19 protein-coding genes and 2 tRNA genes are annotated in these 21,828 nt (G+C 69.1%); 15 read left to right on the top strand and 6 right to left on the bottom strand.

Going from position 1 to position 21,828, the window contains the following annotated elements; all coding sequences use genetic code 11:
• Nucleotides 1–10 precede the first annotated feature (10 nt).
• The 3 genes from ACFQ4H_RS22800 to ACFQ4H_RS22810 all read left to right on the top strand — a co-directional run bounded on the left by ACFQ4H_RS22800 (nt 11) and on the right by ACFQ4H_RS22810 (nt 3,054).
• On the top strand, nt 11–2,170 hold the full coding sequence (locus ACFQ4H_RS22800; protein WP_377573700.1) for an ATP-dependent DNA helicase UvrD2: 2,160 nt from the start codon (nt 11–13) through the stop codon (nt 2,168–2,170).
• Nucleotides 2,171–2,293: 123 nt separating this feature from the next.
• A complete protein-coding gene (locus ACFQ4H_RS22805; protein ID WP_377573703.1) occupies nt 2,294–2,548 on the top strand; it encodes a hypothetical protein in 255 nt (84 codons plus the stop codon).
• A gap of 140 nt (nt 2,549–2,688) precedes the next feature.
• Nucleotides 2,689–3,054 (top strand): WhiB family transcriptional regulator, encoded by a 366-nt coding sequence (locus ACFQ4H_RS22810; RefSeq protein WP_377573706.1) that lies wholly within the window; start codon nt 2,689–2,691, stop codon nt 3,052–3,054.
• Nucleotides 3,055–3,487: 433 nt separating this feature from the next.
• Here ACFQ4H_RS22810 and ACFQ4H_RS22815 read toward each other — a convergent pair whose 3' ends face one another.
• The 3 genes from ACFQ4H_RS22815 to ACFQ4H_RS22825 all read right to left on the bottom strand — a co-directional run bounded on the left by ACFQ4H_RS22815 (nt 3,488) and on the right by ACFQ4H_RS22825 (nt 6,471).
• Nucleotides 3,488–4,858, bottom strand: a complete 1,371-nt coding sequence (locus ACFQ4H_RS22815) for an ABC1 kinase family protein (protein ID WP_377573708.1) — start codon at nt 4,856–4,858, stop codon at nt 3,488–3,490.
• Nucleotides 4,859–4,980: 122 nt separating this feature from the next.
• Nucleotides 4,981–6,045 carry a hypothetical protein gene (locus ACFQ4H_RS22820; protein WP_377573711.1) on the bottom strand — a complete coding sequence of 355 codons (1,065 nt, stop codon included), beginning with the start codon at nt 6,043–6,045 and terminating at the stop codon, nt 4,981–4,983.
• A 258-nt stretch (nt 6,046–6,303) separates the two neighbouring features.
• Nucleotides 6,304–6,471 carry a DUF5679 domain-containing protein gene (locus ACFQ4H_RS22825; protein WP_377573713.1) on the bottom strand — a complete coding sequence of 56 codons (168 nt, stop codon included), beginning with the start codon at nt 6,469–6,471 and terminating at the stop codon, nt 6,304–6,306.
• Between the two features lie 522 nt (nt 6,472–6,993).
• Between ACFQ4H_RS22825 and ACFQ4H_RS22830 the strand changes: the two genes are divergently transcribed.
• Entirely contained in the window at nt 6,994–7,551 is a 558-nt protein-coding gene (locus ACFQ4H_RS22830; RefSeq protein ID WP_377573716.1) for a M48 metallopeptidase family protein, read from the top strand.
• Nucleotides 7,552–7,589: 38 nt separating this feature from the next.
• Nucleotides 7,590–8,180, top strand: coding sequence for a hypothetical protein (locus tag ACFQ4H_RS22835; RefSeq protein WP_377573719.1), 591 nt, complete (start codon nt 7,590–7,592; stop codon nt 8,178–8,180).
• Nucleotides 8,181–8,295: 115 nt separating this feature from the next.
• Here the strand turns inward: ACFQ4H_RS22835 and ACFQ4H_RS22840 are convergent, their stop codons facing one another.
• On the bottom strand, nt 8,296–9,453 hold the full coding sequence (locus tag ACFQ4H_RS22840; protein WP_377573802.1) for a zinc-dependent metalloprotease: 1,158 nt from the start codon (nt 9,451–9,453) through the stop codon (nt 8,296–8,298).
• 182 nt (nt 9,454–9,635) lie between these two features.
• On the opposite strand from ACFQ4H_RS22840, the gene ACFQ4H_RS22845 reads away from it, so the two are divergent.
• The 7 genes from ACFQ4H_RS22845 (at nt 9,636) to ACFQ4H_RS22875 (ending at nt 16,550) form a co-directional block, all read left to right on the top strand.
• Nucleotides 9,636–10,649 carry a YlbL family protein gene (locus tag ACFQ4H_RS22845; RefSeq protein WP_377573721.1) on the top strand — a complete coding sequence of 338 codons (1,014 nt, stop codon included), beginning with the start codon at nt 9,636–9,638 and terminating at the stop codon, nt 10,647–10,649.
• Nucleotides 10,650–10,749: 100 nt separating this feature from the next.
• The gene (locus ACFQ4H_RS22850) at nt 10,750–13,749 is read left to right on the top strand and encodes a UPF0182 family membrane protein (protein WP_377573724.1); all 3,000 of its coding nucleotides are present in this window, start codon (nt 10,750–10,752) and stop codon (nt 13,747–13,749) included.
• Nucleotides 13,750–13,896: 147 nt separating this feature from the next.
• Nucleotides 13,897–13,973 (top strand) — tRNA-Met (locus ACFQ4H_RS22855).
• Between the two features lie 240 nt (nt 13,974–14,213).
• A tRNA-Met gene (locus tag ACFQ4H_RS22860) sits at nt 14,214–14,290 on the top strand.
• A 332-nt stretch (nt 14,291–14,622) separates the two neighbouring features.
• Nucleotides 14,623–15,663 (top strand): sporulation protein, encoded by a 1,041-nt coding sequence (locus ACFQ4H_RS22865; RefSeq protein ID WP_377573727.1) that lies wholly within the window; start codon nt 14,623–14,625, stop codon nt 15,661–15,663.
• 188 nt (nt 15,664–15,851) lie between these two features.
• Nucleotides 15,852–16,058, top strand: a complete 207-nt coding sequence (locus ACFQ4H_RS22870; protein WP_377573730.1) for a hypothetical protein — start codon at nt 15,852–15,854, stop codon at nt 16,056–16,058.
• A gap of 249 nt (nt 16,059–16,307) precedes the next feature.
• Nucleotides 16,308–16,550, top strand: a complete 243-nt coding sequence (locus ACFQ4H_RS22875) for a hypothetical protein (RefSeq protein ID WP_377573733.1) — start codon at nt 16,308–16,310, stop codon at nt 16,548–16,550.
• Nucleotides 16,551–16,637: 87 nt separating this feature from the next.
• Here the strand turns inward: ACFQ4H_RS22875 and ACFQ4H_RS22880 are convergent, their stop codons facing one another.
• The gene (locus ACFQ4H_RS22880; RefSeq protein WP_377573736.1) at nt 16,638–17,972 is read right to left on the bottom strand and encodes an ABC transporter substrate-binding protein; all 1,335 of its coding nucleotides are present in this window, start codon (nt 17,970–17,972) and stop codon (nt 16,638–16,640) included.
• Nucleotides 17,973–18,132: 160 nt separating this feature from the next.
• On the opposite strand from ACFQ4H_RS22880, the gene ACFQ4H_RS22885 reads away from it, so the two are divergent.
• Both ACFQ4H_RS22885 and ACFQ4H_RS22890 read left to right on the top strand, forming a co-directional pair.
• A complete protein-coding gene (locus tag ACFQ4H_RS22885) occupies nt 18,133–18,963 on the top strand; it encodes a phosphoribosylaminoimidazolesuccinocarboxamide synthase (RefSeq protein WP_377573739.1) in 831 nt (276 codons plus the stop codon).
• A 42-nt stretch (nt 18,964–19,005) separates the two neighbouring features.
• Nucleotides 19,006–19,947, top strand: a complete 942-nt coding sequence (locus ACFQ4H_RS22890) for a ribose-phosphate diphosphokinase (protein WP_377573742.1) — start codon at nt 19,006–19,008, stop codon at nt 19,945–19,947.
• 59 nt (nt 19,948–20,006) lie between these two features.
• Here the strand turns inward: ACFQ4H_RS22890 and ACFQ4H_RS22895 are convergent, their stop codons facing one another.
• Nucleotides 20,007–20,453, bottom strand: coding sequence for an ATP-binding protein (locus ACFQ4H_RS22895; RefSeq protein WP_377573745.1), 447 nt, complete (start codon nt 20,451–20,453; stop codon nt 20,007–20,009).
• Nucleotides 20,454–20,598: 145 nt separating this feature from the next.
• Here ACFQ4H_RS22895 and macS point away from each other — a divergent pair, with 145 nt between their 5' ends.
• Nucleotides 20,599–21,807, top strand: coding sequence for a MacS family sensor histidine kinase (gene macS / locus ACFQ4H_RS22900; protein ID WP_377573747.1), 1,209 nt, complete (start codon nt 20,599–20,601; stop codon nt 21,805–21,807).
• Nucleotides 21,808–21,828: the final 21 nt, after the last annotated feature.

A 21,828-nucleotide genomic window follows, 5' to 3' on the forward strand; every position in this document is an offset into this window, starting at 1 on the left:
TCCTGCTGTGGTGGCTGACTCAAGCGCGGATCAGGTGTTGGCGGGGTTGGATCCCGAGCAGCGGGCTGCGGTGACGGCACCGGCCGGCCCGGTCTGCATCCTGGCCGGGGCGGGCACCGGTAAGACCCGGGCGATCACCCACCGCATCGCCTACCGGGCGCTCTCGGGTGAGATCGCTGCCCGGCATGTGTTGGCGGTCACCTTCACCGCCCGTGCGGCGGCCGAGATGCGCGCCCGGCTCACCGCCCTCGGGGTGGGCGGCGTGCAGGCCCGTACCTTCCACGCAGCGGCCCTGCGGCAGGTGCGCTACTTTGCCCCCCGCCTGCTCGACGGCCGGGCGATGCCGGAACTCCTGGACAGCAAGGTTCGGCTGGTCACCCTGGCTGCGGCCCGGGCCGGCCTGCGTACCGACCGGGCTGCCGCCCGCGACCTGGCCAGCGAGATCGAATGGGCGAAGTCGTCGCTGGTGGAGCCGGACGAGTACGTCGTGGCGGCGGCGAAGGCACTGCGGGAGACACCGCACGAGCCGGCCAAGGTGGCGGAGGTCTTCGCCGCCTACGAGCGGATCAAGCGAAACAACGGGGTGATCGACTTCGAGGACATGCTGCGGGCAGCGGTATGGGGCATCGAGGAACACCCCGATGTCGGGCAGCAGGTTCGCGCCCAGTACCGGCACTTCGTGGTCGACGAGTACCAGGACGTCAACCCGTTGCAGCAGCGGTTGCTCGACGCCTGGCTCGGCGGCCGGGACGATCTGACCGTGGTGGGTGACGCCAGCCAGACGATCTATTCGTTCACCGGGGCGACCTCGGGCTATCTGATCGACTTTCCCCGGCAGCGGCGGGACGCGTTGGTGGTCCGTCTGGTCCGGGACTACCGGTCCACGCCACAGATAGTCGGCCTGGCCAATGCGGTGATCAAGCAGGCCAGGGGGGCCGAGGCGCGGCTCCGGCTGGAACTGGTCGGGCAGCGACCACCCGGTGCGGAACCGGATGTGCGGATCTTCACCGACGAGCCCGCCGAGGCGGCTGCGGTCGCCGTCCGCTGCCGGCAACTCATCTCCGGTGGCACCCCGGCCCGGGAGATCGCCGTACTGTTCCGGACCAACGCCCAGTCCGAGGCGTACGAGAAGGCGTTGACCGAGGCCGAGGTGCCGTACGTCGTACAGGGTGCCGAGCGGTTCTTCGAGCGGACCGAGGTACGGCAGGCCGTGGTGGCGCTGCGGGCGGCCGTCCGGTCGACCCCGGGCGGGACCCCGCTGGTTCAGGCGGTCGTGGACGCGCTTGCCGCGGTCGGCTGGGCACCGGACCAGCCCCCGCCGGGCGGAGCCGCCCGGGAACGCTGGGAGGCGCTGGCCGCGCTGGTCCAGCTGGCCGAGGAGTACGCGTCGACGCCGGTGCTGGTCCCACTCGGCGAGGCCGCCATCTCGGAACGGCCGGTGTCGCTGGCCGACTTCTGTGAGGAGTTGCAGCGGCGGGCCGCACAGCAGCATGCACCGACGGTCGAGGGCGTCACGTTGGCATCCCTGCACTCGGCGAAGGGGCTGGAGTGGGATGCCGTGTTCCTGGTCGGGCTCGCGGATGGCACGCTGCCGACCACGTACGCCAGGACGGCCGAACAGATCGAGGAGGAGCGGCGGCTGCTCTATGTCGGGGTGACCCGGGCCCGGGAGTGGCTCTGGTTGTCGTACGCCTCGGCCCGCTCACCCGGTGGTCGGACCCGCCGCCCGTGCCGGTTCCTGCCGCAGTTCGACCGGTCCGGTGGCCAGCGGGCAGCGGGCGGAACCGAGAACAGTCGGAAATCCGACCGTAGACGTAATCAGGTGATCTCCTGCCGGGTCTGTGGGGCGACCCTGCTAGCCGGTGCGGACCGCAAGTTGGGCCGCTGTCCGACCTGCCCCTCCGATCTCGACGAGGAACTGTTCGAGCGATTGCGTGAGTGGCGGATCCGGGTGGCCGGGGAACAGAAGGTCCCCGCATACGTGGTGTTCACCGACGCGACGCTGACCGCGCTGGCCGAACGCCGGCCGAGTCGGGACGAGGAACTGCTGGCCATCGCCGGAATCGGCCCCCGGAAACTGGGCCTGTACGGGGCCGCTGTGCTGGCTCTCGTCGGTGGAGCGACGGTCGACGAACTGGCTCCGGAAAAAACTTCCGCAACAGAGGCGTAAAACCGTTTGCCCTCGCGTGGGCATGCGGCATAGCCTCATGACGCACCTCGCGAGTGGCGGCATTGATGCTGCTCAGAGGGCAGGACCGAGTAAGTGACGAGTGCAGGACAGGAGGTGGCCCCAATGGAGATCTACACCTACGAGCGACCGTCGGCGCTGCCAGTTGTCTGCGCTCCGATGCCGGCTGTCTGGGCCCCGCTGACAGTCGCTGCTTCCTCGGTTCCGCAGGTGCACCAGGTCCAGGCTCAGGCCGAGCTGCTCCTGGCCGTTGCGCCGGCTGGAAACAAGGGGACCACTGGGTTCATGGGCAAAGGCATCCGGATCAGCAGCAAGCGGACGGATGTTCGCGGTGTTCCGCCTCGAGGTAGACCGGTCTGACTGACCTTCCGGCTCACCTCGAGGCCGCGGAACCCGCTACCGGGATCCGCGGCCTCAGTGTTTTGCACCACGTTCTGCACCACCCAGTACGTCGAAAGACAGCGATCAGAAGATCGAATTGAGAGAGAGGTGACCGGGCGATGAGTCTGGCGTTGGCCACCCTCGACGTGAATGTCGAGATCGAGGCGAACCTGCCCTGCCGGAAGTTCGACCCCGACCTGTGGTTCTCTGACTCGCCCACCGAGCTGGAGCTGGCCAAGTCGCTCTGCGGGGACTGCCCGCTGCGCGTCGAGTGCCTGGCCGGTGCGGTGGAGCGGGCCGAGCCGTGGGGCGTCTGGGGCGGCGAGATCTTCGAGCGTGGCGCGGTCATCCCGCGCAAGCGGCCGCGTGGTCGCCCGCGCAAGGAGGACGTCGCACGGGACGCGGTCCTGCGGGTCGAGGCCGAGGCGCGGCTGGCGGGCAACGAGCTCGCCGAGTCCCGCAACGTGGTCCGGTTGGCGGCCTGACATGTTCCCGATCCGTATGTCCGTCGGCGCCCCGGTGGCGCTGATAACCACCCTGAACATCGAGAATTCCACCCATAGCGGAGCAGCGAAGATGTATTTACTCCACGAAGCGTTGTCCAAGACTCGAATGCGTCGGCCTCAGGCCGGCACCACCACGAGCACTGAGGCAACCCGATCCGCCCGTAACGTCGCACTGGAGAGCCGCCGCCGGGCGGCCCGCGAGCTGGGCACCCGATAACTGAATCCGACACAACCGGGGGTTGAGGGCCGGTCGGGACGGAGCGGACAGCTCCGTTCCGACCGGCCCTTCCGGTCTTCGTCGCATACGTCGCCGTCGCCCTTGCCCGACGCTGGTCGACACCGGCGTGAACTGGGAGCCCGTTGCCCGCCCTTGCCGGTCGGGCCGGACGGGGTCAGGCGGGGGTGGGCAGGGTCAGGCGGGGTGGGCGAATCCGGGCAGCCAGCGTTCCAGGATCGACCGGTAGGGGGCCTTCGCCTCCAGTTGGCAGAGCACACCGATCGAGCCGAGCGTCACCCGGTGGATCAGCAGGTACGCCGGCGGCAGGTTGAGCTGCCGACTCAGCTGGTAGGCGGGCGACCTCGGGCTGCCCAACCGGGCTGCCTCGGCCCGCAACCAGGCCCGGGTGAAGCGGAAGTCGTCGACCGAGAGCGGTTCCAGCATCGGCAGCACGAAGTCGAGCACCGCCTGGGCGTTGATCGAATCGGTCTGCTTGACGAAGCCCTCGTCCCGCAGTCCGGCCACGACGGCTTCGGCGTCGCCGGCCAGGGCCAGCCGGAGCAGGCGGCCGATCGGTTCCGGCGCGCCCTCCGGGAGCCGGGCCACCCCACCGAAGTCGAGTACGCCGAGTCGCCCGTCCGGCAGCAGTCGGAAGTTGCCTGGATGCGGGTCGGCATGCAACAGCCCGGCTCGGCTGGGCGCCGACAGGTGCAGGGTGGCCATCAGGTAGCCGGCCTGGTCCCGTTCGCTCTCCGTACCGCTGCGGATGATCTGGGACAGCGGGGTGCCTTCGACCCAGTCGGTGACCAGTACCCGGGGCGAGGCGGCCACCACCTCCGGCACGTAGATCTCCGGATCGCCGGCGTACGCGGCGGCGAAGGCACGCTGCGACTCGGCCTCCAGTTCGTAGTCGAGTTCCTCGGTGATCCGGTCACGCAACTCGACGAGTAGCGGCTTGATGTCCAGCCCGGGTTGGATGGCGCGGAACATGCCGCTGAGCATGGACAGCTGCTTGAGATCGGCCAGTAGCGCTTCCCCGGCCCCCGGATACTGCACCTTGACGGCGACCTGCCGCTTGGCGGTCTTGCTGGTCCGGCGTCGCCGGTTGCCGGCGGCGGGCTCGGTCGGCGGACCCTGCCAGATCGCCCGGTGCACCTGCCCGATGCTGGCGGCAGCCGTCGGGGTGTCGTCGAACTCGGCGAAGTGTGAGCGCCAGTCCGGCCCCAGTTGCTCGGCGAGGACCCTGTGCACGCTGGCCACGGGCAGCGGTGGGGCCGCCTCCTGGAGCTTGGTCAGCGCCTGCCGGTACGGGGCGGCGATCTCCTCGGGCAACGCGGCCTCGAAGACCGACAGCGCCTGGCCGAACTTCATCGCCCCGCCCTTGAGCTGGCCGAGCACGCTGAACAGTTGTTCGGCGGTGCGTTGCTGGATCTCGGCCGAGATCACTTCGCTGGCCAGCCCGGTGACCCGCTTGCCCATGCCGAGGACGGTCCGCCCGGCGAAGCCTAGCGGCAGTGCAGCGAGCTTGGCGGTCCGGGAGACGGCCCGGCGCGGGATGTCGGTCACCAGATCATTGTTACCGAATTCGTCGGGTCGCTGCCGCCACGAAAGGGTGGGTAGGACCACCTCCACCGCCAGGTTTGTCAATTGGCTTGGTGACAGTTGGGATGTATGGAACATATCCTCCACTATCGCCGCCGCCCGATGCAGCGACAGGCCGGGTGTGGTGGCCAGGCCCGCCGCCGTACCCGGCCCGGGGTGCTGATCTCCACGGCACCACCCACGGTCTCCGGTAGGCCGCCGTCGAGGAAGGTCAGGATCTCCCCGACCGTGTAACCAACGGCCGCGATCAGCGTCGAGGCGGCGCACGGCTCGGTCGTACCGGCGACGGCGAGTTGGGCAGCCAACTCCGGCCAGTCCGGGTCCCGGTCCCGCCGGTGCAGGTCGAGGCAGTTCAAACAGGGTGAGCCACCAGCCTGGACCAGTGGTCCGATGACGGGCACGCCGTCGCGTATCCCCAGCAACAGGTGCGCCTGGCGGCGCTGGGCGTAACCGGCGGCGAGGAGTCCGGCGGGACGATCCGTGCCGACCTGCACCACCAGGCTGGCCCGGCCGCGCCGTACCGGTCCGGTTTCCGTACCGGGCGCGACCCGGGCGATTGCGTCGACCACCGCGGCGGTCCGGGGCCGGCGGATGTCGCTGGCCAGCAGGCCGCTGCCGATGGCATCGGGAGGTTCCACCTGGCCGGCGATGTCCGCGCTGACGTGCCCCACACCCGCCTGGGCGAGGGCGATCGCCACCGGTGCGGCCAGCCGGCCACGGCCGGTCACCAGCACCTGTGCGGCGGCCCGGCGGCGGAGCGCCTGCGCCGGGGTTCCCGGGGCATCCGGGCCGCGCAGGGCGATGGCCGCAGCTTCGGCGGAAAGTCGCTGGCGGGCCGGTTCGGGCAGGTCGTGGGGGAGCAGGGTGTGTGCGCCGACGACCAGGCCCGCGTCCCGCAGCGTCTCGATCAGGGTACGGGCGTCGTCCCGGGAGACGCTGAGCCGGGCGGCGTGATCAAGGATCATCCGCTCGCTGTGTGCTCCGTCGAGCAGATCCAGCAGGCGGGCGGTGCCGGGGTCGGCCACCTCCAGCAGGACGGCCCGGGCCGGGTCCAGGCCGAGTTGCAGGGTGTGGCGGTTGCGCCAGAGCCGGGCGAGGCCGGGCAGCAGCGTTGGTCGGGGGAGCGGGCTGGCCAGCTTGTTCTTGGTCATGGGGCGACACACTGTCACCGTCACCGGGCGGCCCGTACGTCGTTGTCCACAGCCGTCCCGGTCTCCGCAGGGTGTTGTCCACAGGAATTCGGTCGATATCCACAACTGGCGGGTAGCTTTTGTCGCCCCGTGGACACATTGAGTCATGTCCACATCGCGACAGCGTGGCCATCTTCCAGCCGGCTGCTTCGGGCATACGTGGGAAGGGGCGGCCGATCGGCCGCCCCTTCCCACGGTTGGGTACCTGATCGCCTGTGGCTAGACCTTCGCCTTGCCCAGGATCCGGTTCACGGTGGTGCCACAGACCGGACACTTGCCCTTGGCCATGTTCATGCCGGTCTTCGACACCTCGACCGTGCCCTCGAAATCGCGCTTCTCCTTGCACTTGACGCAGTACCCGTTGTAGGTCTGGGCCTGTTCGGCCACGTTGCCCCTCCTCGTCCTTTCCCGTCGATCCTGTGATCAGGACGGGCGCCCAGCGGCGGGCCAGTTGGCTCCGGCGCGGGGGTCTTCTCCTCGGTCACCACGTGACCGCCGGCTCGCGGACCCTACCCAGGTCTGGGCGGTCCCATGTCAGTAATGCGTCGACACTGTGAGGAAGCCGACGACGAGAGTGTGCATGCCGGAATAGGTCGGATAAGTCAGTTTCGCAGGGACACGCCGGGTGAATCCCTCAAGTTGCCCGTAAGAGTGCTGTCGGACGGGCACGCGGAGTGATCGTTTACCGTGGGCCGGTACGTCCGTTCAGGCGGCGCAAGGTGCCGTGCGAAGATCTCCGACGGGGTGTTCGGAGTCGCCGGTGAGGCCGCTGACCAAAGAATTTTTAGGACGATCTATCCCTAAGCAGGATTTTTCTGACGCGTGTCGGCGCGTTGACTCTTGCGGTCCCCTGGTCACTACCCGTTAGCTTGCCTTCGTGAACCAAACCCGGGGCTGCGCGGGCCGGTAATGGCTGGGGCGCGTAAGCCGGTCGTCGAGGTACGGCGCAGCCAGCGCCGGCGTCGGACGGTGTCCGCCTACCGGGATGGCGAGCGCGTCGTGGTGCTCATCCCCGACCAGTTCTCCCGGGCGGAGGAGTCCGAGTGGGTCGACCGGATGCTCGCCCGGCTGGCTGCCCGTGAGGAACGGCTCGTCCGGTCGGATGACGAACTGCTGGTCCGGGCCCGTCGCCTGATCAGCCGATACCTGAGCGAGCATGGCGAGGGTGCCATCCCGGAGAGCGTTCGCTGGGTGACCAACCAGAAGAGCCGGTGGGGTTCGTGTACCCCGGCCGACCGGACGATCCGCATCTCGCACCGGATCCAGGACATGCCCGACTGGGTGATCGACTACGTGCTGCTGCACGAGTTGGCCCACCTCGTCGTGCCCAGCCACAACGCCCGCTTCTGGGCGCTGGTCGGGCGCTATCCGAAGGCCGAGCGGGCCCGTGGCTACCTGGAGGGCGTCGCGGCGGCGGGCATCGACCCGGCCGGCATCGACCCGGCCGGCATCGAGGCGGCCGGCTGAGCGTCCGTCCGTGGGCCCGGCGACGCTAGGCTCTGCGGATGGCACGACGTGTGGTGGTGGCGCTGCTGGGGGCGACCGGCTGGGGGCCGCCCGGCATCGACCTGGCAGCCTGGCGGGCGGCACTTGTCGAGGACGTGGTGGATCTGATCGCCACGCTCAACGAGGTGGAACCGGCGATCGCGGCGGTCCCCGCCGATCGCGTACTGGCCGAGGCCGTCGCCTGGCCCGGGATGCCGATCTACGAGGTGCCGGTCCGGACCGTCAACGCTGTCCTGGCGGCAACTACCGCCGCCGGCTACGACCAGGCGGCCGTGATCGCCGCCGACGCCCCTGACCTGCCCGCTCTGCTGCTGGCCAAGCTGCTTCGTCCGCTCACGACCCGGGCCGTCGCGGTCGCGCCCGGTGGAGCCGGGTTGCTCGGCGTGGCCGCCCGACTGCCGGCACCGGACTGGTTGCCGGAAATCGATCTCGACGCTGCGGACGCCGCTACGGTGCGGGCCGCCGCCCCGCGTGCCGCGGACGTGGCGGTGACGCCGTCCTGGCGTCGCCTGCGCGGCCCTGCGGACCTGGCGACCCTCGATCCGGCGGTTGAGGGCTGGGACGTCACTCGCGTGCTGCTCGGCGGCTGAGTGTCGTCACCCCCGCCGTCCGCGTCACCCCGCCGTCCGCGTTGATCATGAAGTTGTTGTCGCGAAAAGTCCGATACGTGAACAACAACTTCATGATCAACTAGGCGAGGGGGGGTTACTCGGGCTTGCCGAAGTCGAAGTCGTCCAGGTCGCCGAGGTCGAGTTGGGCCCGGGCGAAGGCGTCCGGGTCGGCGAAGTCCTCGCCGGAGGGGAGCAGGTCCGGGTGACCCCACAGCGCGTCCCGCCCGGCGATGCCCCGGTGCTCGGTCAGCGCCGCCCACAGGGCCGCCGCCTCGCGGAGTCGCCGCGGACGCAACTCCAGTCCGACCAGCGCAGCGAACGTCTGCTCGGCCGGGCCACCGGCGGCCCGACGGCGACGGAACGCCTCGCCGAGCCGTACCACGTTGGGCAGCCGTTCGCCGGCCGCGCTGTCGACGACATGGCAGACCCAGCCCTCGACCAGGGCCAGTGCGGTCTCCAGCCGGGCCAGGGAGGCCTTCTGCGCCGGGGTGTCCTCCGGTATGAAGATCCCTTCCAGGGCCATGGCCTGCATCGACTCCGGGTTGGTCGGATCGACCCGCCCCATCGCCTCCTCGATCGCCTCGCGGTTGACCGTGATGCCGGAGGCGTACATCTCCACCGCCGTCAGGACGTGCCCGCGCAGCCACGGTACGTGTTGGAACAGTCGTTGATGTGCGGCCTCGCGCAGGGCGACGTAGAGGCGTACCTCGTCCTCGGGCAGCTCCAGGCCCTCGCCGTACGCCTTGATGTTGGCCGGGACCAGCGCGGCAGTGCCGGCCGGCCCGAGCGGTAGGCCGATGTCGCCGGCGGAGAGCACCTCGGCGGCCAGTGAGCCGAGCGCCTGCCCGAGCTGGCCGCCGAAGAGCGCGCCGCCGAGCGTGGTGACCATGGACTGCATCGGGCCGAGCTGGGCACGGGCCTCGGGCGGCACCAGGTTGCCCATCGCCCCGACCATCTGCGCCGCGACCGGGTCGCACAGCTTGCGCCAGACGTCGAGGGTCTTGTAGATCCACTCGTTGCGGTTCCACGAGACCAGGCTGTGGATGCCCGACGGCAGGGCCGAGGTGGGTTCGAGCCACAGGTCGGCCAGGCGCAGCGCCTCCTCCACCGCGTTTCGCTCATACGGCGTCACGGCCGGGTCACCCGCCGAGGCGAGCTGGCTGGACGCCACCTGACGGGCCAGGTCCCAGTTGACCGGACCACTGCCCGGTGCACTGAGCATCTGCTGCAGCTGGGTCATGAACTGCTGCAGTTGGGCGGGGTCGTTGGGGTCGGGCGGTTGACCACCGGGGAGCGCGAAGCCGAACGGAATATCAGGCACGACATCTACGGTACGCGCGCCGGAGGAGATAGTGCCGGTCCAGGCATTGCGCTCAGGGAGAACTGGGGGTTCACACGCAGAACGGAACCGGACCGCTCGGTACGCTCTGGGCCATGAGACGTCGCGGCATCACCGTTCTCCTCGGTGCGCTGATCACTGCCCTGCTCAGCATCGGGGTGCTTGCGGCGCCCATTCCGTACGTGGTGCTCGGCCCCGGGCCGACGGTGGACACGCTGGGTGCCGACGACGGTAAGCAGGTGATCCAGGTTTCCGGCCAGGAGACCAGCGCCTCCGCCGGTCAGCTCCGACTCACCACGGTCGGTGTGCAGCCCAACGTGAAGCTGCTGTCGGCGATCGCGGGTTGGCTCTCCGACGACGAGGCGGTGGTGCCGCGCGAACTCATCTACCCGCCCGGCCAGACGCAGCAGCAGGTGGACGAGCGCAACGCGGAGGACTTCGCGGCGTCGCAGACGAGTGCGGAGACCGCGGCACTGATCAAACTCGGCTACCCGGTCCAGGTGGTGGTGAAGACGGTGACCCCGGACGGACCGTCGGTGGGCGTGTTGCAGCCGGACGACATCATCACCTCGGTCGACGGACAACCGGTGACCTTCGGCCGGAAGCTCACCAGCCTGGTCCAGGCCAAGCCGGCCGGCAGTGCGTTGAGCATCGGCTACACCCGGGCCGGCACGCCGGGCACCGCGACGGTCACCAGCCGGGAGCAGGACGGCAAACCGCGGATCGGTGTGGCGATCGAGCAGCGTCAACCGCACCCGTTCGACCTGAAGATCGACCTCGATCACATCGGTGGGCCGAGCGCGGGACTGATGTTCGCCCTCGGCATCGTGGACAAGCTGACCCCCGAGGACCTGACCGGTGGGAAGATCATCGCTGGTACGGGGACCATCAACGAGGAGGGCAAGGTCGGACCGATCGGCGGGATTCCACAGAAGCTCGTCGGCGCGAAGCTGGCCGGCGCGAAGGTCTTCCTCGTGCCGGCGGACAACTGCGCCGAGGCGTTGCGCAACCCCCAGCCCGACCTTCCACTGCTCAAGGTCGACACGCTCGACGATGCGTTGACCGCTCTGGAGACCCTGCGTGCGGGGGGTCAGCCGACGCGTTGCTGACCGGCCACGCTGACCTTGACTCACTACATTCAGAAACACCCCGTACTCTGGGTGCCTGGTCGGAGCCGGTCACACCGAGCATGCGGAGCAAATAGTGGTCATGCGAAGCAGTCCTCTACCGAGAATGAGCAGGCGTGGGCGCGTCACGGTCGGCGTGCTGCTCGGGGTGTTCGTGCTCTTCACCCTGCTGGGTTGGGGGGTGCAGGCCTGGACCGACTGGTTGTGGTTCGACGAGGTCGATTACACCCAGGTCTTCAAGGGTGTGCTGCTCACCCGGGTGCTGCTCTTCATCGCCGTCGGGCTGGCCATGGCGGTCGTGATCGGCGGCAACCTCTGGCTGGCCTACCGGCTACGGCCGATGCTGCGCCCGCACTCGGTCGAGCAGGCCACGCTGGAGCGCTACCGGATGCTGCTGGCCCCGAGGATCGGCACCTGGTTCGTGGCGATCGCGGTGCTCGTCGGCCTCTTCGCCGGACTGTCCGGCCAGAGCCGGTGGAGCCAGTGGATGCTGTTCCGCAACTCCCAGGACTTCGGGGTCAAGGACCCGGAGTTCAAGATCGATGTCGGGTTCTACGTCTTCGAGTACCCGTTCCTGCGCTATCTGCTGGGGCTCGGCTTCACCGCGATCGTGCTGGCCGTGATCGGCTCGTTGGCCGTGCACTACATCTTCGGCGGCGTCCGGTTACAGGGGGCCGGCGACCGGATGACCGGCGCGGCCCGGGCCCACCTGACCAGCCTGGTCGCCGTCTTCGTGCTGCTCAAGGCCGTCGCCTACGTGCTGGACCGACGGGCGATGCTGCTGGAGTACAACGAGGGCACCAAGCTGTACGGTGCCGGCTACGCCGACGTCAACGCGTTGCTGCCGGCCAAGGAGACGCTGGCGCTGATCTCCATCGTGGTGGCGGTGGCCATCATCGTGTTCTCCAACGCGGTGATGCGTAACCTCGTCTGGCCGGGTATCTCGCTGGCCCTGCTCGGCGTCTCGGCCGTGGCGATCGGCGGAATCTATCCGTGGGCCGTGCAGACCTTCGAGGTCAAGCCCAGCGCCAAGGACAAGGAAGCGCCGTACATCGAGCGCAGCATCAAGGCGACCCGGGCGGCGTTCGGGCTGGATGACACCCAGAGCAAGCCGTACGCGGCGGCCAACCTCAAGCCGCCGCCGAGCCTGGCCACCGACACGACGGTGGTGCCCAACGTCCGGTTGCTCGACCCGCAACTCGTCTCCGAGACCTACACCCAGCTCCAGCAGGTCCGGGGCTTCTACGACTTCGGCCCGAAGCTCGACATCGACCGCTATGCGGTCGGGCCGCAGGGCCAGACCAGGACCCAGGACTACGTGGTCGGTCTCCGCGAGATCAACTACAGCGAGCTGACCGAGCAGCAGCGTGGCTGGATCAACCGGCACACCGTCTTCACCCACGGCTACGGCCTGGTCGCCGCGCCGGCGAACAAGGTGGTCTGCGGCGGTCAGCCGTTCTTCGTCTCGGGCTTCCTCGGGGACCGGACACAGGAGGAGGCCTGCTCGTCGCAGACCGAGGAGATCCCGACCGAGCAGCCGCGGATCTACTACGGCGAGCAGATGGGCGAGGGCGACTACGCGATCGTCGGCCAGGTCGACAAGGACCGGCCCGTCGAGTTCGACCGGCCGACCAGCGCCGGTGGGGAGCAGCACTACACCTACACCGGTGCCGGCGGCGTCGAGATCGGCTCGTTCACCCGCAAGCTGCTCTACGCCATCAAGGAGCAGGAGAGCAACTTCCTGCTCTCCGGGGCCATCAACGAGAACTCCAAGCTGTTGTACGTGCGTAACCCCCGGGACCGGGTGGAGAAGGTGGCCCCGTTCCTGACCCTGGACGGTGACCCGTACCCGGCGGTGGTCGGTGGGCGGATCCAGTGGATCATCGACGGATACACCACCTCGGCGACCTACCCGTACGCCCAGCAGGTCAACCTGCAGACCGAGACTGCCGACGAGTTGACCGGCCTGGGCACGTTCCAGCTGGCCAAGACCAACGTCAACTACATCCGCAACTCGGTGAAGGCCACCGTCGACGCGTACGACGGCACGGTGAAGCTCTACCAGTTCGACGACACCGACCCGGTGCTGAAGGCCTGGAACAAGGCGTTCGGTGGCGATCTCGTGGTGCCCAAGGCGGAGATCCCGGCCGAGTTGGCCGCACATTTCCGCTACCCGGCCGACCTGTTCAAGGTGCAGCGCAACCTGCTGTCGAACTTCCACGTGACCGACCCGGGCGACTTCTACTCCGGCCAGGACTTCTGGGAGGTGCCGAACGTCCCGGACGCGCCGGACAGCAACAAGAAGCAGCCGCCGTACTACCTGCTGACCCAGTTGCCCGGCCAGGACGGTGCCCGGTTCCAGCTCACTTCGGCGGTGACCCCGCGTGGCCGGCAGAACCTCGCCGCGTTGATCTCCGGGTCGTACGTGGACGGCAAGCCGCGCCTGGAGGTGCTGGAGTTGCCGGACCAGACGGCGGTCTCCGGGCCGGTGCAGGCGCACCAGCGGATGACCAACAACGCCACCATCCGACAACAGCTGAACCTGCTCTCCTCCAACCAGGCCCAGGTGCAGTACGGCAACCTGCTCTCGCTGCCCTTCGGGGACGGCATGCTCTACGTCGAGCCGGTGTACGTGAAGCTCAACCAGACCAACGCCTACCCGGTGTTGCAGAAGGTGCTGTTGTCCTACGGTGACGGCGGCTCGTACGTCGTGCTGGCCGACAACCTGGCCGATGGCATCAAGCAGTTGGTCGAACAGGGTAAGAAGGCCGAGGGCGGAACCACACCGCCGCCGGACGGGGGCACCACGCCACCCGGGGACGGCGGCACCCCGCCGATGACCGGGGAGTTGGCGGCGGCTGCGGCCCGGGTCCAGGCCGCCATCGCCGAGGTCAAGGCCGCGCAGGCGTCCGGCGACTTCGAACGGTACGGCCGAGCCCTGAAGGCGCTGGACGAGGCGATGACCGCCTTCCAGGCCGCCCAACAGGCTGCTTCGCCCGCTGCGTCGCCGAGGCCGACCGGCTCGCCGGGGGCACCGGCCGGGTCGCCCCCGCCCAGCGCGCCAGCGTCACCGGGCGGGTGATCAACCCGTAGTCCCTACCGCCCGCAGCCAGCGCTGCAACCCGGGCCATCGCCATCGGGTTGCAGCGCTGTTTTGCTGGGTGGCTTCGGGTGCTTTCCGACCTGTTTTGCGGTCAGGTCGTCCGGTGCGCTAATGTAAGCGGGCCGACGCGGGGTGGAGCAGCTCGGTAGCTCGCTGGGCTCATAACCCAGAGGTCGCAGGTTCAAATCCTGTCCCCGCTACCAATTGACGACCCGGTTCCAGATTCTGGAGCCGGGTCGTTTTCTTTCCGTCGGGCTGCGACAGCCTTTCAGTCGGGGTGCGACAGCCTTTCCGTCGGGCTGCGACAGCTTTTCCGTCGGGGGGCAAGCGGATTCGGCCGGTTCGCCCCGGGCGACGCAGCGTGCTGGTTTCGTACGAATCCCTGGCCTTTGCCAGCCCGCTTCGTGATCGCCGCTGCCGATGCGCTACTGTTAGTGGGCCGACGCGGGGTGGAGCAGCTCGGTAGCTCGCTGGGCTCATAACCCAGAGGTCGCAGGTTCAAATCCTGTCCCCGCTACCAAGCGATGTAGGTCAGAAGGCCGATTCTCGAACTTTCGAGAGTCGGCCTTCTGATTTTCCGCCCCTGTCCAGCCGGGGCGGCCCTCGACGTCGAGGGCGGGGGTGCGCAGGTCGTTCACGTCCAGCCGTACGGATCCGACCCGAGCGGTATCCGGTCGGATCCGAAGTCGGCTCTGCTTTCCCGGGACAGCTCTCAGCATTCGTCCAGTTTCGATTGGTACGGTCCCGGCACAGCGCTCCATAGTGGACGAAAGTGATCTCGACCATTGGTCGGCCCACCCGGCCACGGCGGGGAATGGGGCGCGCAATTGCTGTCACCCGTTGGGAGTTGTAGTGGTCTTCAAGAGGATGCTGGGTGCCTTCGGTGTCGGGGGGCCGAGTGTCGACACGGTCCTGTCCAACCCGAACACCCGCCCGGGACTGCCGCTGGATGGGCAGGTCAACCTGGTCGGCGGCAGCCACGACGTGGACATCGAGCAGCTGACGGTCGGTCTGGTGACCCGGGTCGAGGTCGAGGGCGGTGACGAGGAGTACGACGCGCTGGTGGAGTTCACCCGGGTCGGAGTCGGTGGACCGCTGCGCCTTGCGGCGGGGCAGCACCTGTCGATCCCGTTCCGGGTGCCGATGCCGTGGGAGACCCCGGTCACCGACCTGAACGGGCAGCGCCTGCATGGGATGACCATGGGGCTACGTACCGAGGTGGCGATCTCGGGCGCCATCGACAAGGGCGACCTGGATGCCGTGTACGTGTATCCGCTGCCGGTGCAGGAACGGATCGTCGAGGCGTTCGCCCGGCTCGGATTCCAGTTCAAGCGGGCCGACCTTGAGCGGGGGCAGCTGTACGGCGTACCGCAGACGCTGCCGTTCTACCAGGAGATCGAGTTCTTCGCCCCGCCGCAGTACGCCCACGGGATAGCCGAGGTGGAGCTGACGTTCGTGGCGAACCCGCACGGCGTTGAGGTGATTCTGGAGTTCGACAAGCGGACCGGGGCGTTCGGCGGCAGCCACGACGCGATCAGCCGCTACAGCGTGGCTCACACCGAGGCGGACCAGGGCGACTGGCTCGCCCGGGTCGACGGGTGGGTACGGCAGGCGCTCGAACGCCACCAGTCGGCCGTTTCCGCGTTCGGCGGCAACCCGTACGGCGCTCCCGGATACCCGCCGGCATACAGCCACGGGGGTTACGGACATGGCGGTTACGGCCATGGCGGCCACTACGAGGAGCACCACGAGCGCAGCGGCCCGGGGATGGGGGCGGTCGTCGCGGGTGCGGTCGGGGGCGCGGCGCTCGGCTTCGCCGGCGGAATGCTGATCGACGAGGTCTTCGACGATGACGACGACGAGTCGGCCGAGGCGGACGGCGACGACGAGTAACCACCGGTCGGTGCGGGACGACCAGCCGGGGCGATGGCCGTCCCCGGCGCCGCCACCAGGCTGATCCCGATCATGGCCGACCGGCGCGTCGGTTGGCCATGGTTCGTCACCGGTAGCCGTACCCCAGCGGGGGCTGGCCTGTTTTGCAGCGGCTCGGCGTGGGGCCGGGCCATCTGAAAGGAGTGAACATGCTGGGACTGGAAGCGAAGCTGTCCAAGGACTGGGAGGGCAAGAGCGCGCAGGAGCTTGCGGACGCCCCGGTCACCGCCATCCAGGGGGTGTCGGAGGGCGACGCGGAGTTGCTGCTGAAGGCCTTCGGCATCAAGACCGTCCGGGACTTCGGCACCAACAAGTACTTCCGGTGGGCCAATTCGATCGTGACGCTGGCCGACTAGTCCCCGGCGCAGGCGTTTTCTGCGGCCAGCGTGGGCGCCGGCCGTGGCTGGGCGCGTAGGCGTCCTCTGCAACGAGCGCGGGCGCCCGCTGTGGCGGGCGTAGGCGGCTGACGAGACCGGCGGGGTGGTGTCTGGGACACCACCCCGCCGGTTGTCGCGTCTTCGCCGATGGACCGGACCCGATCCGCCCCCGAGTCGGATAACGGCCAACCCAGGGTCAGGCTTGCGCGCACCGGGGAGGATGGGGGCATGTCTGTATTGGGTACGTGGTGGGCGCGGCTGAGCGCGGTTGTCAGCGGCGTGATGTTGACCCTGCTGGTTCCGGCCGCTGCCTGGGCATCGACCGACACCGGGGCAATGGTCGTGGAGGCTGCCCGGCGGCGGCCCCGGGGCTTCGGCGGCTTCTTCGGGGCGATCTGCTGCCTCGTCGTGGTCGGCATTGTGGTGCTGGTGCTGTTCTTCGTGATGCGCAACCGGCGGGGCCGCGGCTGACCGAGGGGTCGGTGACGGTGGCTCGGCTGGGCGACCATCGACCCGATCGTCACCGATGCTCCGTCTGGCCAGCCGACCGGTGGAAGATCAGCTGACCAGAGCGGCATTCGCGCGGGCGATGAACTGGATCGCGGCTCCCCGGCTGGTCTGCTGGCCGGACCGGGCGCTTTCCGCGGTCGTCGCCAGCAGGGCACGCACCCTGCCGTGACCCTTCGGCGGCGGGACCGGGGCCGGTCCGAACCGGCTGCTCATCGCATTCTCGAAGGCTGCAACCCGCTTCATGCCCTGGTCGGTCAACGACTGTTCGACGACCCGCCGGATGTTCAGGTTCGCGTTCAGGCCGCGTTCGGCACCGAGAACCCGGCCGACCTCCGTCTCGTTCGTCAGGAAGTCGATGACGTCGGCGACGGTCTGCGGGTGGCGGGTGCCATGGAAGCCGGCCCAGTACATCGAGGCCCGCGCCCAGTGGGCCTCGGGTGCTCCGGGGTAGGAGATCACGGCGAGTTCGTCGCCGGTGTGGCGTTGCAACTCCGGCAGCTCGTCGGCCCAGGCGAAGACGGTGGCGACCCGCCCGGACACGATTGGCTGCCGAGCGGGGTCCGGCTCGTCGGTCGCCCGGACGACGACCGGTCCCGGGGCGGTGCGGTTGGACCGGGCACTCTGCCACATGTCCAGCCAGCGGGTCAGATCATCGACCGTGAAGCCGACCTGCCGTCCGTGGTAGAGCTCCCGGCCGTGCGTTCGTAACCACAGCCACAACGCCCTGTAGTCGCCGGACGGGTCCATGGTGCCGGCCACCCGACCTTCGCTGCGCCTGCCGACGGTGCCGATCCAACGGAAGAACTCGTCGTACGACATCCCGATGTGCGGCTCGGGCAGTTTCAGGCGTCGGAGCAGGGACCGGTTGTAGATCAGTCCCGGAGTGTTCCCGGCGGCGGCCACGGCCACCGTCCGGCCGCCGATCCGCCCGTACTGCACCAGGCTCGGTGGCAGGTTCCGCAGGTCGATCCGGCCGTCGGCGACGAAGTCGGTCAGGTCCAGCACGATCCTGCGGTGGGCGTACTCGCTGAGGTGGCCGTCGTCGATCTGGAACAGGTCGGGTGCGTTTCCACCCATGGTCTGGGTGGCCAGCCGGTCGTAGTAACCGGTCTCCCCCTGCCAGGTCAAACGGAACGTCACCGACGGATGCCGGCGGGAGTAGAGCGCGAGGGCGCGTTCGGTCAGCGTGGCCCGTTCCTTCCCACCCCACCAGAAGACCGACAGTTCGACCCGCTCGTTGGCCGGGTCGGTCGGCTCCTCGGTGCACGCTGTCGTACCGCCGACGAGCAGCGTGGCACCGGAGAGGACCGTCGCTTGCAGCAGACGTCGCCGGGTCGGGGCCGGCGGGCCCGAGCGGATCGGGACGGGAGAGGAAAGCGGCAAGGGATCTCCTGACGGTCGGCCCGGACCCGGTTGCTGGTCGGCCGGGTCAGCCACCTGAGTGATGATCCTGACCATTTACACAGGCTGTTCCGCCGGGTGTCAACGGTCATCCGGGTACGCCAAATCGGCGCTTGCGCCGGGTCATGCTCTACTAGTGCCCGTGGAGCTGCTGCATTCGGGCAAGGTCAGGGACGTGTACGCCGATGGTGCCGACCTCATTCTGGTCGCTTCCGATCGGCTGTCGGTCTACGACGTCGTGCTACCGACCCCGATCCCGGACAAGGGCAAGCTGCTCACCGCGCTGTCCCTGTGGTGGTTCGAGCAGTTGGCGGATCTGGTCCCCAACCACGTGATCTCCGCGACCGACGTTCCCGCCGAGTTCGCCGGCCGGGCGATCCGCTGCCGGCGGCTGAACATGGTGCCGGTCGAGTGCATCGCCCGGGGCTACCTGACCGGTTCGGGGCTCAAGGAGTACGAGCGGCTCGGTTCTGTCTCCGGCGTCCCGCTGCCGCCCGGTCTGGTCGAGGCGTCGAAGCTGCCCGAAGCGGTGTTCACCCCCACGACGAAGGCGCCGCTCGGGGAGCACGACGAGTCCATCGACTTCGAGGGCGTGGTCGCCAAGGTGGGGGCCGACACCGCGGCCGAGTTGCGTGACGTCACCCTTGCCGTCTACCGCCGGGGGGCCGAGTTGGCCGCCGAGCGGGGCATCATCGTCGCCGACACCAAGGTCGAGTTCGGTTGGACGCCGGACGGGACGCTGATGCTGGCCGACGAGGTCCTCACCTCAGACTCGTCGCGTTTCTGGCCGGCAGAGTCGTACCAGCCCGGCCGGACGCAGTTCTCCTTCGACAAGCAGTATGTCCGCGACTGGGCGGTTGGTACCGGTTGGGACAAGCAGGCGCCGGCCCCCGAGGTCCCAGCCGAGGTGATCGAGGCGACCCGGGCCCGCTACGTCGACGTCTATCAACGGCTTACCGGCCGTACCTGGTAGTACGGCGGCGAAGGCCGGAGAACATCCGGTTAACATGCGGCTGTGCGTGAAGAGATCGCTGTTTTCAGTGGAAGTGCCCACCCGGAACTCGCGGCCGAGATCTGTGCCCAACTCGACGTCCCACTGCTGCCCGTACGCACCTCACGGTTCGCCAACGACTGTCTGGAAGTGCAGTTGCAGGCCAACTGCCGGGAGCGGGACGTCTTCCTGATCCAGCCGCTCGTGCCACCCGTACAGGAAAATTTGGTGGAACTGCTGCTGATGCTCGATGCCGCGCGGGGTGCGTCGGCGGCGCGTACGACGGTGGTCCTGCCGCACTACGCCTACGCCCGGTCGGACAAGAAGGACGCCCCGCGTATCTCCATCGGTGCCCGGCTGGTCGCCGACCTGCTGGTCTCGGCCGGCGCCGATCGGGTGCTGGCGATGACGCTGCACTCGCCGCAGGTGCACGGCTTCTTCAGCGTGCCGGTCGACCACCTGCACGCGCTGCGCGAGTTGGCCAACTACTTCAAGCGGTACGACCTGACCGACACCGTGGTGGTCTCGCCCGACCTGGGCAACGCCAAGGAGGCGGCGGCCTTCGCCCGGATGCTCGGCACACCCGTGGCCGCCGGGGCGAAACAGCGGTTCAGTGACGACCGGGTGAAGATCAGCGCGGTGATCGGTGACGTGGTGGACCGGCACGTCATCGTGCTCGACGACGAGATCGCCAAGGGCAGTACGGTCATCGAGCTGATGGACCACCTGCGGGACCAGAAGGTCCGCTCGATCCGGCTGGCCTGCACCCATGGCCTGTTCTCCAGCGACGCGCTCGACCGGCTCAGCCAGCAGGACGGGGTGTTGGAGATCGTCTGCACCAACACCGTCCCGATCCCGGCCGAGAAGCAGGTACCGAAGTTGAAGGTGCTCTCGGTGGCACCGGCGTTGGCGGAGGCGATGCGCCGGATCCACAACGGCGAATCGGTGAGTGCCCTGTTCGCCTAGCGTCCAACGCCAGCGCCGACGAAGAGGACGACGACGGCGGTCGGGAGCCGGAGCGGCGACTAGCCGGTCGGGTCACCGACCGCCGTACTGATCTGGATGGTGGTGCCCGTCGCGTCGGTGTTCACCACCATGTCGTCGCTGAGCTGTCGGGCCAACCACAGCCCGCGTCCACCGGTGGTGTTCGGCGGCGGGCGGTCCCGGTCGCCGAGCTGACTGGCCGCGATGCCGCCACCGCTGTCCGACACCTCACACCGTACGGTGTGGTCCTCCCGCCACAGCCGCAGCCAGCCCTGGCCGCCGCCGTGCCGTACGGCGTTCGTGATCAGCTCGTTGACGGCCAGCACGAAGTCCTCGAGGCGCTGGCCGGCCAGCCCGGACGCCTCGGCGTAGGCTGCGACGGCATGGCGGAGCCCGGTGACCCGGCCCCGATCGAATGCCTCGGCGATGAGGAGAGGAAGGCCGCTCGGCGCGACTGTGCGCGGCGCGTAGGGTTCTGTTTCGGCCATGGGCAGCGTCCCGCCGTCGATAGTCGAGTGCTTTAGCGGCTTTTTAACCCTACGTCAAGGTATGCGGCTGTGCACTTCAGCCGAGCAGGGAAGTCGGCACCCGGTGAGGATCATCGGATGATCCGGAGTGTGGCATGGTCTGGCAATGCCGTCCTCTCCCGGCAGCCTTCAGGTGCCACTGTGGCGATCCATCGCCGTCTTCCGGTTCGCCTCACTGGCGTACGTCCTCGTGCTGGTCGTGCGCAACGCACGCGACTACGCACATCCGGTCGCGGCCGTACCGGCGCTGCTGGTCATGACCGGGTGGACGATCTTCACGGCGTATGCGTACGCCCGGCCGGCCTGGCGTCGATGGCCGCTGCTGGCCGCCGATCTGGCGGTCGTCATGGCGGTCCTGCTGACCACCCCCTGGGTGGTCGGACAGTCGGCCCTGGCCGCAGGCGTGCCGACCCTGCCGGTGGCCTGGTTGGCCGGTCCGGTGCTGACCTGGGCGGTCTCCGGAGGTCGGCGCAGAGGCGTGGCGGCTGCGCTGATCATCGGTGCCGCGGACCTGACCGTACGGGAGCAGGTGAGCCAGTCGACCCTCACCGGCGGAATGCTGATGCTGCTGGCCGGGGTCGCCGTCGGACATGTCGCCCGGCTGGCCGTGATCGCCGAGGAGCGACTGCAACGCGCGGTCGAACTTGCCGCCGCGACCCGTGAGCGGGAACGGCTGGCCCGGGACATCCACGACTCGGTGTTGCAGGTACTGGCCCTGGTGCAGCGGCGGGGTGCCCACCTGGACGGCGAGGCGGGGGAGTTGGCCCGGCTGGCCGGACAGCAGGAGGCGGCGCTGCGGTCACTGATCGCCACCCGGGCACCCGACGGCGACGACGACGTTGACGGCGTCGACGGGCCATCGGACGGGGAGGAGGCAGATCTGCGTACGGTGCTCGGCGCGTACGCCTCGCCGACGGTCTCGATCGCCAGCCCGGCGACTCCGGTACGCCTTCCGGCCGGTGTCGCCCGGGAGATCAGAGCGGCGACCGGGGCGGCGCTGGACAACGCCGAGCGGCATGGTGGTGGCCGGGCGTGGGTGCTGGTCGAGGAGGAGACCGACCTGGTCGTCATCTCCGTACGCGACGACGGGCCGGGCATCCCGGCGGGCCGGCTGGCCGAGGCTGCCGACCAGGGGCGGCTGGGGGTGGCCCAGTCCATCCAGGGCCGGATGGCCACGCTGGGCGGTTCAGCCCAGATCATCTCCGCCCCGGGGCAGGGCACCGAGGTCGAGTTGCGCCTACCGAGACCGGCTCGCGACCACCGGCGGTCGGTGCCACGGCAGGCGTGGCGGAGGTCCGGCCCGAGCATCCCGTAGGGTCGGCCGATCAGACGGACC

This window comes from Micromonospora sonneratiae (assembly GCF_042679305.1).
Taxonomy (GTDB): Bacteria; Actinomycetota; Actinomycetes; order Mycobacteriales; family Micromonosporaceae; genus Micromonospora_H; species Micromonospora_H sonneratiae.